General features: G+C 64.0%; 10 protein-coding genes. All 10 read right to left on the reverse strand.

All coding sequences use genetic code 11. The annotated features are described in order from the left end of the window. Window positions 1–265: 265 nt before the first annotated feature. From murB to ftsL, 10 genes are read right to left on the reverse strand one after another with little or no spacing between them, the layout of a single operon-like run. The gene (gene murB / locus NKI15_RS23770; protein WP_352515159.1) at window positions 266–1,231 is read right to left on the reverse strand and encodes a UDP-N-acetylmuramate dehydrogenase; all 966 of its coding nucleotides are present in this window, start codon (window positions 1,229–1,231) and stop codon (window positions 266–268) included. Next, window positions 1,228–2,634: a UDP-N-acetylmuramate--L-alanine ligase gene (gene murC, locus NKI15_RS23775; protein WP_352515160.1), complete on the reverse strand. Its 1,407-nt coding sequence runs from the start codon at window positions 2,632–2,634 to the stop codon at window positions 1,228–1,230. The genes murB and murC overlap by 4 nt, the downstream gene beginning before the upstream one ends. Beyond that, window positions 2,634–3,758 (reverse strand): undecaprenyldiphospho-muramoylpentapeptide beta-N-acetylglucosaminyltransferase, encoded by a 1,125-nt coding sequence (gene murG / locus NKI15_RS23780; protein ID WP_023733072.1) that lies wholly within the window; start codon window positions 3,756–3,758, stop codon window positions 2,634–2,636. Before murG ends, murC begins: the two co-directional genes overlap by 1 nt. A gap of 1 nt (window position 3,759) precedes the next feature. Next, window positions 3,760–4,911 (reverse strand): putative lipid II flippase FtsW, encoded by a 1,152-nt coding sequence (gene ftsW, locus NKI15_RS23785; protein ID WP_023668275.1) that lies wholly within the window; start codon window positions 4,909–4,911, stop codon window positions 3,760–3,762. After that, the gene (gene murD / locus NKI15_RS23790; protein ID WP_023733073.1) at window positions 4,911–6,311 is read right to left on the reverse strand and encodes a UDP-N-acetylmuramoyl-L-alanine--D-glutamate ligase; all 1,401 of its coding nucleotides are present in this window, start codon (window positions 6,309–6,311) and stop codon (window positions 4,911–4,913) included. Before murD ends, ftsW begins: the two co-directional genes overlap by 1 nt. 8 nt (window positions 6,312–6,319) lie before the next feature. Then, on the reverse strand, window positions 6,320–7,402 hold the full coding sequence (gene mraY, locus NKI15_RS23795) for a phospho-N-acetylmuramoyl-pentapeptide-transferase (RefSeq protein WP_023668273.1): 1,083 nt from the start codon (window positions 7,400–7,402) through the stop codon (window positions 6,320–6,322). A gap of 18 nt (window positions 7,403–7,420) precedes the next feature. Then, window positions 7,421–8,854, reverse strand: coding sequence for a UDP-N-acetylmuramoylalanyl-D-glutamyl-2,6-diaminopimelate--D-alanyl-D-alanine ligase (locus NKI15_RS23800; protein ID WP_023746915.1), 1,434 nt, complete (start codon window positions 8,852–8,854; stop codon window positions 7,421–7,423). Then, a complete protein-coding gene (locus NKI15_RS23805) occupies window positions 8,851–10,305 on the reverse strand; it encodes a UDP-N-acetylmuramoyl-L-alanyl-D-glutamate--2,6-diaminopimelate ligase (protein ID WP_023746916.1) in 1,455 nt (484 codons plus the stop codon). The genes NKI15_RS23800 and NKI15_RS23805 overlap by 4 nt, the downstream gene beginning before the upstream one ends. 54 nt (window positions 10,306–10,359) lie before the next feature. Next, on the reverse strand, window positions 10,360–12,084 hold the full coding sequence (locus NKI15_RS23810) for a peptidoglycan D,D-transpeptidase FtsI family protein (RefSeq protein ID WP_023746917.1): 1,725 nt from the start codon (window positions 12,082–12,084) through the stop codon (window positions 10,360–10,362). A gap of 14 nt (window positions 12,085–12,098) precedes the next feature. Then, window positions 12,099–12,491, reverse strand: a complete 393-nt coding sequence (gene ftsL / locus NKI15_RS23815) for a cell division protein FtsL (RefSeq protein ID WP_023682142.1) — start codon at window positions 12,489–12,491, stop codon at window positions 12,099–12,101. Window positions 12,492–12,494: the final 3 nt, after the last annotated feature.

Below are 12,494 nucleotides of genomic sequence, written 5' to 3' on the forward strand. Positions count from 1 at the left end.
ATTCAGCGACCAGATTGAGTCCGAGTCTCCCGGCAGGTTGCCCCCCCAGACGGAAAACGCGGTCGACGCGTCGAACGACTCAAATCAGGAAACGCTTTAAGGCAGAGAATCAGAGAGTTGATTCGCTGGCAAGTGCTTATGATTCCGACAGATTCACTTTCCGCGAAAACGGCCGGAAAAAGCGTGTTGTGAGTCTTTGGAGCAACGGTGGCGCTGTTGTTTCAGACCGTTTGAAGTTCAAGCATCACATGAACTTCAGCTTGCGCTAAAGAAGCTGTCCGAGGAATTCCTGCACGGCATGGCCGGGGCGGAAATTGCCGAGCCGCTTGATTTCCCACTGCAGGCGGATGCCTGAATTTTCAAGCACGCGGGCGCGCACCGTCTCGCCGAGATATTCGAGGTCGTATCCGGTCGCTGTTCCGGTGTTGATCATGAAGTTGCAGTGCATCGGCGACATCTGCGCGCCGCCGATCATCAGCCCGCGGCAGCCGGCCTTGTCGATTTCCTTCCAGGCCGAGGTGCCTTCCGGATTCTTGAAGGTCGAGCCGCCGGTCTTCTCGCGGATCGGCTGCACCGTCTCGCGATGCGTCTGGACGGCGTCCATAGCCGCCTTGATCGCCTCCTGGTCTTCCAGAACACCTTCGAAAACGGCGGAGGTGAAGATCAGCCCGGCAGGTGCGGCCGAGTGACGATAGGCATAGCCCATGTCTTCATTGCTGAGGGTGTGGAGATTGCCCTTGCGGTCGAGCGCCCGAACCTCGACGACACGTTCCCGCGTCTCGACGCCATTGGCGCCGGCATTCATCCTCAGCGCCCCGCCGATGGCGCCGGGAATGCCGTGATAGAAATGAAAGCCGCTAATACCGGCCTCATAAGCGACGGCCGCGACGCGCTTGTCGGGCGTCGCAGCACCGGCCTTGATGACGGTCGGCGAAACCACCTCGGCCTCGCCAAAGCCCTTGGCCGAAAGCCGGATGACGAAACCTGGAATGCCGCCGTCGCGCACCAGGAGGTTGGAGCCGACACCGACGATGGTGAGCGGGATGTCCTCCGGCACGGCGCGCAGGAAGGCAGCCAGATCCTCCTCGTCGGCCGGCTGGAACAGGGCGTCCGCCAGACCGCCGGCGCGGAACCAGGTGATCTTGTCCATCTCGGCATTGGGCGTGATGCGGCCGCGCAGGCCGGCAAGCCGGTCGCCAAGTTTGTCGAGCAGGTCCTGGCCGCGCATCATGAGACGGTACCGCCGAGTTCCCCAGGCAGCGCATAGGCCCATTGGGTGATGTTGCCGGCGCCCAGGAAGATGACGAAGTCGCCCGGTTTCGCCAACGCGCGGATGACGGGCGAAATCGCGGCAGGGGTTTCGACGTAGCGCGCATCGCGATGGCCCCCGGAGCGGATGCGCGACACCAGCGCCTCCGAGGTCACGCCGTCGATCGGCTCCTCGCCCGCCGCATAGACCGGCGCCACCATCACCGTGTCGGCATCGTTGAAACAGACCGAAAATTCGTCGAACAGATCGTGCAGCCGGGTGAAGCGGTGCGGCTGCGCAATGGCGATGACGCGGCCCTTGGTGGCGCTGCGCGCCGCTTTCAACACCGCCGTGATCTCGACCGGGTGGTGGCCGTAATCGTCGAAGATGTCGACGCCGTTCCACGAGCCGGTGTGGGTGAAGCGCCGCTTGACGCCGGCAAAGGACGACAGCCCTTTCTTAATCGCTTCGGCCGACAGGCCGAGTTCATGCGCGACCGCAATTGCGGCGGTGGCGTTGGAGACGTTGTGGCGGCCGGGCATCGGCAGCCGCAGATCCGATATCGTCGTCTGGTCGCCGGTCTTGCGGTCGCGGATCACCACGTCGAATGCCGAGACGGCACCGGCCATGCGGTGGTTGGTGAAACGCACATCGGCCTGCGCGTTCTCGCCATAGGTGATGACGCGGCGGTCCTCGATGCGGCTGACCAGCGCCTGTACTTCCGGATGGTCGGTGCACATCACGCCAAAACCGTAGAACGGCACGTTCTCGACGAATTGCCGGAAGGCCTCGCGCACCTTGTCGAAACTGCCATAATGGTCCAGATGCTCGGGATCGATGTTGGTGACGACGGCGATCTCGGCCGGCAGCTTGAGGAAGGTGCCGTCGCTTTCGTCGGCTTCGACCACCATCCACTCGCCATCGCCCATACGGGCATTGGTGCCATAGGCATTGATGATGCCGCCATTGATCACCGTCGGGTCGAGCCCGCCGGCATCGAGCAGCGTCGCCACCATCGACGTGGTTGTGGTCTTGCCATGCGTGCCACCGATCGCGACCGCCTGGCGGAAGCGCATCAGTTCGGCCAGCATCTCGGCCCGGCGGACAATTGGGAGCAACTTCTCCCGCGCGGCCTTCAGCTCGGGATTGGATTTCTTGATCGCGGTGGAGACGACCACCACTTCGGCCGCGCCGATATTCTCGGCCTTGTGGCCGACAAAGCATTCGATGCCCTTGTCGCGCAGCCGCTGGACATTGGCGCTGTCGGCCTGGTCCGAACCCTGCACCTTGTAGCCGAGATTGTGCAGAACCTCGGCGATGCCGCTCATGCCGATGCCGCCAATGCCGATGAAATGCACAAGGCCGATGGTCTGCGGCATCTTCATCAATGCGTCCCTTTCCTGAAATCCGAAACGGTTTTTCTGGACGCAATAGCCTCTGTGAGATCAGCGAGCAACCGTGCCGCGTTCGGCCGGCCAGCCGACTTCGCTCCGGCAGCCATGGCCGTCAGCCGCTCGGGAGTGTCCATCAGCCCGCCAATGAGAGCCGCGATGCGCTCCGGCGACAGTGACGATTGCGGATGCACCTCGCCGCCGCCCGCCGCGGCAAGGGCGGCTGCGTTCGCCGCCTGATCGTGATCCAGCGCATAGGGATAAGGCACCAGCAGCGCCGGCCGGCCGATGACGGCGATCTCCGAAACCGTCGAGGCGCCGGAGCGCGAGATCACCAGATGCGCCGCGCCCATGCGCTGTGCCATATCGGTGAAGAAGGGCGAGACCTCGACATGGACGCCGAGTGCCGCATAGCCAGCCTTCACCCGCGCCACGTCGTCGGCGCGGGCCTGCTGGGTGATCACCAGCCGCTTGCGCTGCGCCTCCGGCAGAAGTGCGATCGCCGCCGGCATGGCATCGGAAAAGAACTGCGCGCCCTGGCTGCCGCCGAACACCAGGAGCCTGAACGGATCCGCCCCTTGGGACGCCTTATAGGGCGTCTTTGCCGCCTCCAGGATTGGCGGCCTGACCGGATTGCCGGTCGTCACAGTCTTGGCGCCTGTGGCGCTTTCATCTTGCGGCAGGAAGCCGCCGGCAATGGCATCGACGCGCCCGGACAGCGCCCGGTTGGCGCGGCCCATCACTGCGTTCTGCTCATGGATCAGCGTCGGCAGCTTGCGCCGCGTCGCGGCATAGAGCGGCGGCAAGGTCGGATAACCGCCAAAGCCGACGACCGCATCAGGCTTGATCCTGGCGATGACGGCGGAGGCCTGGCGCACGCCGCGCCAGATCTTCCAGAACGCGCCAAGCAGCGCGACAGGGTTTTTCGAGCCCATCGTCGCCGACTGGATCGGATGGATGGCGGCGGCCGGGAAATGGCCGGCAAAGCGCTCGGCGCGGTCGTCGGTCGCCAGATGCACGCCCCAGCCGCGCTCGATCAGCTCATGCGCCAGCGCCTCGGCCGGAAACAGATGTCCACCGGTTCCGCCAGCCGCGAGAAGGATCACACCCCGCGCCATATCACTCCGCCGGCAGGGCGCGCTGCGACAGGGCAAAGCCCATCTGCTTGCGCTTTTCCGGTCGCTTGCGGGTCAGCGCCAGCACCATGCCCATCGAGATGGCAATGGCGATCTGCGAGGAGCCGCCATAGGAGATGAAAGGCAGCGTCATGCCCTTGGCCGGCATCAGCTGCAGGTTGACGCACATGTTGATGACCGACTGCAGGCCGAACACGGTGACGAGACCGCCGACGGCGTAGCGGGTGAAATCATCATGTTCCTTCAGCGCCGTGCTGAGGCCGCGCAGCACGATGAAGGCGAAGATCGACATGATGAAGAAGCACATGATCAGCCCGAACTCTTCGCCGGCGACCGAAAAGACGAAGTCGGCATGCGCGTCGGGGATGACGCGCTTGACCGTGCCCTCGCCCGGGCCGACGCCGAACCAGTGGCCGTTGATCAGCGCCTCGCGGCCCATGTCGACCTGGAACGTGTCGCCTTCGCCGGTCAGGAATTTGTCGATGCGGGCGGCGACGTGCGGGAACACCGTATAGGCGGCAAATAGGCCGCCGGCGCCGGTGGCGCCAAGCGCGATGATCCATAGCCATGGCAGGCCGGCCATGAAGAACATGACGCCCCAGGTGCCGGTCACCAGCATGGTCTGGCCGAGATCGGGCTGCGCCACCAGAAGCGAGATGACCAGGATCAGCAGCAGCATGGCAAACAAATTGCCCGGGATGTCGGGCTGGCGCTTGTGTTCGGCGAACAGCCAGGCGCAGACGATGACGAAGGCGGGTTTCAGGAATTCCGACGGCTGGATCGACATGCCGACAAACGACACCCAGCGCCGAGCGCCTTTCACCTCGACGCCGATATAGAGCACGGCCACCATCAGCACCAGCATGATGCCCAGGATGATCAGCGCCATGCGCCGGATCTGCCGCGATTCCAGGAAGGACACTGCCAGCATCACGCCGAGCGCCGGCACGGTGAAGATGATCTGCCTGGTGGCAAAGTGGAAACTATCGAGGCCGATGCGTTCGGCCACCGCCGGGCTTGCCGCAAAGGACAAGACGATGCCAAGCCCCATCAGCGACAGGAACGCCGCCAGGAACCAGCGATCGATCGTCCACCACCAGGTTGCAACCGGGCTTTTGTCGAGACGGCTTTGCATTATCGTGCCCCTCCGATGGGTTTGACACCCTCGATAGCATTCGCAGCTTGCCTGAAGGCTTCGCCGCGAACTTCGAAATTCTTGAACTGGTCGAAACTGGCGCAGGCCGGCGACAGCAGCACCACCGCCTCGCCGCTGTCATCCTTGGCCGCGTCTTTCGCGGCATGGTCGACCGCGGCGGCCAGGGTGCCCGAGATTTCATAGGGCACGGCTTCGCCGAGCGTCGCCGAGAACGCGGGCGCCGCCTCGCCGATCAGATAGGCCTTGGCGATGCGTGGGAAAAAACCGCGCAGCGGCTCGATGCCGCCTTCCTTGGGCAGTCCGCCGGCGATCCAGTAAATGCGCGAAAAACTCGACAGCGCGGGTGCCGCCGCATCGGCATTGGTCGCCTTGGAATCGTTGACGAACAGCACGTGGTCCTTGCGTCCGACCTGCTCCATGCGATGCGCGAGGCCTGGAAAGCTCTCCAGTCCCGCCTGGATCTCGCCCAGGCTCAAGCCGACCCTGAGGCAGGCGGCAACAGCGGCAAGCGCGTTCTGCGCATTGTGCTGGCCGCGCAACGAACCGATGCCTTCGAGGAAGGCGACGCGGCTGTAGCGGCCATGGACGGCTTCCATCAGATCGGAACCGTCTGCGAAATAACCGTCGGTCAGCGGCAGCCGCTTGGAGATGCGGATCACCTCCCGGCCCGCCCTCTCCAGCCGGTCGGCGATTTGCGCGCACCAGGAATCGTCAACGCCGACGATCGCCGTCTCGCTGCCGGCAACCAGCCGCTCCTTGATCGAAGCGTAATGCTGCATGGTGCCGTGGCGGTCGAGATGGTCGGGCGTCAGGTTGAGCAGGATGCCGGCCGTCGGGTTGATCGAGGGCGCGAGATCGATCTGGTAGGACGAACACTCGACGACATAGTCCCGGTCAGCCTGCGGTGGATCGAGCGTCATGATGGCCCGGCCGATATTGCCGCCCATCTGCGTGTCGCGCCCTGCCGATTTGAGGATATGCGCGGTCAGCGCCGTGGTCGTCGACTTGCCGTTGGTGCCGGTGATAGCGATGAACGGCGCATCAGGCGCGCGCGCAATCCGCTCGCGGCAGAACAATTCGATATCGCCGATCACCTCGACGCCGGAACCACGCGCCAACTCCACCGTCCAGTGCGGCTTGGGATGCGTCAGCGGCACGCCGGGCGAGAGCACGAAGGCCGAGAATTTCGACCAGTCGGCGCCGCGCAGATCGGCGGTCGCAATGCCTTGGTCAGCGGCCTTGGCGACGCTATCGGGATTGTCGTCCCACGCCAACACGTCGGCGCCGCCCTCGATCAGCGCGCGCGCCGTGGCGATCCCCGAGCCACCGAGCCCGAAGAGCGAAACGCGTTTGCCCGAAAAGGATGCGGCGGGAATCAAGCGGGTTCCTATCTCAGCTTGAGGGTCGACAGGCCGACCAGCGCCAGGATGACGGCGATGATCCAGAAGCGGATCACCACCTGGCTTTCGGTCCAGCCGAGCTTTTCGAAATGATGATGGATCGGCGCCATCAGGAACACGCGCTTGCCGGTCATCTTGAAGTAGCCGACCTGGATGATGACCGACAGGATTTCCACGACAAACAATCCGCCGACGATGACCAGCACGATCTCGTGCTTGGTAGCGACCGCGACCGTGCCGATCAGGCCGCCCATGGCCAGCGAACCGGTGTCGCCCATGAAGATCGCCGCCGGTGGCGCGTTGAACCAGAGGAAGCCGAGGCCGGCGCCGATGACGGCGCCGAGCACGACGGCCAGCTCGCCGGTGCCGGGCACGAAATGGATCTGCAGGTATTCGGCGAACACCGCATTGCCGGAGAGGTAGGCGATGACGCCGAAGGATGCCGCCGCAATCATGATCGGCACGATCGCCAGCCCGTCGAGGCCATCGGTCAAATTCACCGCATTGCCGGCGCCGACGATGACGAAGCAGGAGAACGGCACGAAGAACCAGCCGAGATTGATGATGAATTCCTTGGCGAAGGGGAAGGTCAGCGACGACGAGAACGGCGCCTGGCCATTATGCATGATCGCCCAGGCGGCGATGCCGGCGATGACGAATTCCAACGCCAGCCGCGCCTTGCCGGAAAAGCCGAGATGCGACTGCTTGGTTACCTTGAGATAGTCGTCGTAAAAGCCGATCGAACCGAAGCCCAGCGTCACCAAGAGCACCACCCAGACATAGATCGAGGAGAGGTTCGCCCATAGAAGCGACGAGCCGACGATGCCGCACAGGATCATCAGCCCGCCCATGGTCGGCGTGCCGGCCTTCTTGAAATGCGTCTGCGGGCCATCGGCACGGATCGGCTGGCCCTTGCCTTGCCGCAGCCTCAGCGAATTGATGATGGTCGGCCCGAAGATGAAGACGATCAACGCCGAGGTGATCAGCGCACCGCCGGTGCGGAAGGTAATGTAGCGGAAGACATTGAAGACCGAGACCTTGTCCGCAAAATCGACGAGCAATGTAAACATACGATTCCGTTCCCCGGACTAGTTCTGTTTCGTGCCTGCGGCTTCCGCCGGATATTTGCCGAGCAAGGCCTCGACCAGCTTTGAAAAGCCGATGCCTTTCGACGATTTGATCATCACCACGTCGCCGGCCTCCAGCGTCGACAGCAGCAGCGGCTTCAATTCCTCGGCGCCGGCGCGGTATTCCGTTTTGATCTCGTCGGGCAGGATGTCTGCCAGCGCCCGCATTTCCGGGCCGCCGAGAAAGACCGTGTGCGTGCCGGTCCCGACGATCAGTTCGGCCAGGGCTGCATGCAGCTTGGCCGAATGGTCGCCGAGTTCGAGCATGTCGCCGAGCACGGCGATGCGCCGGCCCTCGCCCGTGACAGGCGTCGCATTGAGCAGCGCCATGGCAGCAGCCATCGAGGCCGGATTGGCGTTGTAGCTCTCGTCGATCAGTGTGATCGGTCCCTTGGGATGGCGCAGCACATGGCGCTTGCCGCGGCCACGCTCCGCAGAGAGATCGGCCAGCGCTTCTGCCACCTTTGCGATGTCAGCTTCAACGAGATACGCCGCGCCAAGAACGGCGAGCACATTCTGTACCATGTGGCGGCCGGGCGCGCCGATCCGGGCAACGACATCCTGCCCGCCGATCCTGGCGGCAATGTCGGAATGATCAGCATGCAGCTCGCATTTGGTGAGCTTGTAGGTCGAGCGGGCGTTCTCACCGAAGCCAAAGACATGTTCGACGCCGGCGGCCCGCGCCATCTTGTCGAGCAGCTTCCAGCGCGCATCGTCGCGGTTGAGCAAGGCCGCACCGCCGGGCTCGATGCCTTCGAAAATCTCGGCCTTGGCCTTGGCGATCTCGTCGAGATTTCTGAAGAAGCCGAGATGCGCCGCGGCAATCATCGTGACGATGGCGACATGCGGCCGGACCATCTTGACCAACGGCCGGATCTCGCCGGGATGGTTCATGCCGATCTCGAACACAGCATAGTTGCAATCATCCGGCATGCGCGCCAGCGTCAGCGGCACGCCCCAATGATTGTTGAAGGACTGCGCCGAAGCATGCACCGTGCCGACGGCCGACAGCACATGACGCAGCGCCTCCTTGGTGGTGGTCTTGCCGGCCGATCCGGTCACCGCGATGATTTTTGCGTTGGAACGGGCGCGGGCGGCAACACCGAGTTTCTCCAGTGCTGCCAGCACATCCTGCACGACGATCATCGGCGCCGTCAGCCGCCCAAGCGACGGCAATTTACCTTCGGCGACGACCAGAACGCCGGCGCCGGCCTTGATCGCCGCGGTCGCGAAGTCATGGCCGTCCATCGCCTCGCCCTTGATGGCGAAGAAGGCGTCGCCCGGCTGCAGGCTGCGGCTGTCGATCGAGATCCCCGAAATTCCCTCCGGCATCGGCCCAAGCGGCCGACCGCCCATGGCGTCGACCAGCGCCTCGGAAGTCCAGAGCACGCTCATGCGGCCCGCTCCCGCAGCGCCGAGCGGACTTCTTCGTGGTCGGAGAACGGAAACGTCTCGGCGCCGATGGTCTGGCCCTCTTCATGGCCCTTGCCGGCAACGATCAGCGTATCGCCCGCTTTGAGCATGGCGACCGCTTCGTGGATCGCCTTGCGGCGGTCGCCGATTTCAATGGCGCCGGGTGCGGCTGCCAGGATCGCGGCACGAATCGTTTCCGGCACTTCCGAGCGCGGATTGTCGTCGGTGACGATGACGACATCGGCGAGCCGCGTGGCGATCTCGCCCATGATCGGCCGCTTGCCCCGGTCGCGGTCGCCGCCGCAGCCGAACACGACGATGACGCGGCCGGTGGTGAACGGGCGCACGGCGGCCAGCACATTTTCCAGCGCATCCGGCTTGTGGGCATAGTCGACATAGACGGGCGCGCCATTGGCGGTGGCGCCGACAAGGTCGAGCCGTCCCGGTGCCCCCTGAAGTTTCTCTAATGCCATCAAAGCTTTGGCGACCGGCGTTCCAGTGGAAATGGCCAGCCCGGCCGAAACCAGGGCGTTGGCGATCTGGAAGTCGCCGGCGAGCGGCAGGTCGATCTCGTAGAGCACGCCGTCGGCTTCGACCTCGGCGCGCTGGCGGTGGCGCTCGTGCTCGACCCGCTTCAGGCGCAGGAAATCGCCATGGCGGCCGACAGTCAGCACATTGAGCCCCGCGGCCTGCGCAGCCTGGATGGTCGGCGCCGACCACGGATCGTCGGCAAAGATGACCGCCGGCGCGCCTTTCGGCAGCAGCGTGTCGAACAGGCGCAATTTGGCGCGATGGTAGTCCTCGACCGTCGGATGATAGTCCATATGGTCGCGGCCGAGATTGGTGAAACCGCCCGCGGCGAGCTTGACGCCATCGAGACGGCGCTGGTCGAGACCATGGCTGGAAGCCTCCATCGAGGCGTGTGTGACGCCGGCCTCCGCCAATTCCTTGAGCAACTGGTGCAAAGCCACTGGATCGGGTGTGGTCAACGAACCGTAATCGTTGCGGCCCGGCGCCACCACGCCGGTGGTGCCGATGGACGCGGCGGCAAAGCCGGCCTGCTCCCAGATCTGCCTGGTGAAGGCGGCGACCGAGGTCTTGCCTGCGGTGCCGGTAACCGCGACCATGGTCTCCGGCTGGCTGCCGAAGAAACGTGCCGCGCTCAGCGCCAGCGCCAGGCGTGGGTCGTCGACGCTGAGCACCGGGACGGACAGGCCGGAAACGGCGCTGGCCTTGCCCACGACAACCGCCGCTGCGCCGCGCTTTGCCGCATCGGCGGCATAGGCCGAACCATCCGCCTTGCTGCCGGCGAGCGCGAAAAAGACCACGCCGGTCTTGACCGTGCGGGAATCCGACGAAATCCCGGTTACCTCCACATCGCGGGAAGATGTTCCCTCGACAGGCAGGACACCGGCTAAATCTCTCAGGTGCATCGAACCCCGTTTATCTCAACAAAATGGCGCGCAGTTGCCGGCGCGCCCTAAGAATCACTGATAGGAAACCAGCGTTGCGCCATTTTCATGGCTGAAATCTGGCTTCACGCCAAGCATGGCGGCTGCCCGCCTGATGATGTTTCCGGCCATGACACCCGCATTGTTGGCGGCAACGTCGGTCATCCCGGGCTTTTCCGGGTGCGGAGCGTCAGCGATCGTAAACACCAGATATTGCGGATCGTCCATCGGGAAGGCAGCGACGAAGGTGTTGAAATTCAGTTCCTTCGAGTAGCGGCCATTGATCACCTTCTCGGCGGTTCCGGTCTTGCCGCCAACGCGGTAGCCGGGGGCCCTGGCGTTTCTGGCCGAGCCCTTCTCGGCATTGAGCGTATAGAGGTAGCGCATGCCCTCCACAGTCTTTTCGCTGACCACTCTCTTGGCCACCGCCATGGCATCCTGCTCGCTGCGGACCAGGAAAGTCGGCGGGATCAGGTAGCCCTGCATCAGCGCCGCGCAGCCGACGGCCGCCTGCAGCGGCGTCGTCGACACGCCATGGCCGAAGGCGATGGTGAAGGAGTTAACCTGCTTCCAGACCTTCGGTTCGGTCGGGCGGGCGACTTCAGGCAGTTCGGTCTGCATCCTGTCCAGAAGGCCAAGACGATGCAGGAATTCGCGGTGCCCCTCGATGCCGACCATTTCGGCCTCACGGGCCGATCCGATATTGGAGGAGTAAAGGAACACCTCCGGCAATGACAGCACGCGGTTCTTGCCGTGGAAATCGTGGATGGCCTGATGGCCGACCCGGATTGGGTGCGAGGCGTCGAAACGGCTGTTCATATTCGCTTTGCCGGAATCGAGTGCCATGGCCGAGGTGAAGCTCTTGAAGGTCGATCCCATCTCGTAGAGGCCGGCCGACATGCGGTTCAGCCGATCCTTGTCCTGCGCATTGAAGGGATTGTTCGGATCGAAATCCGGCACCGAGGCCATCGCCACCACTTCGCCGGTCTTGATGTTGAGCACGACGGCGCCGGCGCCCATGGCGCGATAGCGCTCGAGGCCGGCGGCAATCTCGTCGCGCACCACATGCTGGACGCGCAGGTCGATCGACAGCTGAACCGGCTTCAGGTCCTTGGCGATCGCCAAGCCTGAGGCCTGCAGGTCGCTCAGGCCCTGCTCGTCAATGTACTTCTCCATGCCGGAGATGCCCTGATTGTCGATGTTGGTGAGGCCGACAATGTAGGACGAGGTCACGCCGGCAGGATAGAAGCGGCGCTTTTCGGTGCGAAAGCCGATTCCGGGAATGCCGAGCTGCATGATGTCGGCCTGCTGCTTGGGCGTCAGCTGCCGCTGCAGCCAGACGAAGCCGGCGCCGCTTTTCAGCTTGTGATAGGTCTGCTCGGGGTCGATATCTGGCAGAATGGTCGACAGCTTTTCGATCGCCTCGTCGGCATCGACGACGCGGCGCGGCTCGGCAAACAGCGATGCCGTCTTGATGTCGGTCGCCAGCACCTCGCCGTTGCGGTCGACGATGTCGGGACGCGACGCCGTCACCCGGCTTTGCGGCCCATTCGACATGTCGGGGGACTGGAAACCGAGATAGACCAGCCGCCCGGCGATGGTCGAATAAATGCCGAAGAACACCGCCATCGTCATCACGATGCGGGTCTTGGCCTTGCCGCCGGTCGCCTTGCGCGCGCCTTCGACCACGATGGAGCCGTCCTCGCCGGTCCGTGCGCGGCGCTTCAGCAATTTGCCGACCGACGGAAGTTTGGCGCGCATTGGAAATCCAGCGATCATTGGACGATGGCTCCGGTCACCACGGGATCCTTGTCGGCTGGTCCTTTGCCGGAATTGTCGGCCATGCCGCCAAGCCGCTGCGACGACAGGTCCTCGATGTTGAGCGGTTTTGCCGGCAGGTCGTCGAGCCCGACGATCTGCCGCGCATTGACCGGCTCGAGTGCGAGCTGCGATTTGTAGATTTCAGCCAGCTTCTGCAGGCGTGACGGCTGGGTCAGCAGGCTCCAGTCGGCCTTGAGCAGGTCGATCGTGTCCTCCTCATAGCGGATCTGCGCCTCGATCTTCTGCACCGAAGCCAGCTGTTCCTCGGCCTCACGCTTGGCCTTGTAGGTCAGGGCCGCGGCCGAGACCATGACGGCGATCAGGACTATGTCGCTGGTTCGAAACACGTA

Source organism: Mesorhizobium sp. M0862 (assembly GCF_040319795.1).
Lineage (GTDB): Bacteria > Pseudomonadota > Alphaproteobacteria > Rhizobiales > Rhizobiaceae > Mesorhizobium.

Excerpts from the sequence above, each read along its gene's own strand:
- murB (WP_352515159.1), bottom strand. The coding sequence starts at position 1,231 with ATGATGCGCGGCCAGGACCTGCTCGACAAACTTGGCGACCGGCTTGCC.
- murC (WP_352515160.1), bottom strand. The coding sequence starts at position 2,634 with ATGAAGATGCCGCAGACCATCGGCCTTGTGCATTTCATCGGCATTGGC.
- murG (WP_023733072.1), bottom strand. The coding sequence starts at position 3,758 with ATGGCGCGGGGTGTGATCCTTCTCGCGGCTGGCGGAACCGGTGGACAT.
- ftsW (WP_023668275.1), bottom strand. The coding sequence starts at position 4,911 with ATGCAAAGCCGTCTCGACAAAAGCCCGGTTGCAACCTGGTGGTGGACG.
- mraY (WP_023668273.1), bottom strand. The coding sequence starts at position 7,402 with ATGTTTACATTGCTCGTCGATTTTGCGGACAAGGTCTCGGTCTTCAAT.
- NKI15_RS23800 (WP_023746915.1), bottom strand. The coding sequence starts at position 8,854 with ATGAGCGTGCTCTGGACTTCCGAGGCGCTGGTCGACGCCATGGGCGGT.
- NKI15_RS23805 (WP_023746916.1), bottom strand. The coding sequence starts at position 10,305 with ATGCACCTGAGAGATTTAGCCGGTGTCCTGCCTGTCGAGGGAACATCT.
- NKI15_RS23810 (WP_023746917.1), bottom strand. The coding sequence starts at position 12,084 with ATGCGCGCCAAACTTCCGTCGGTCGGCAAATTGCTGAAGCGCCGCGCA.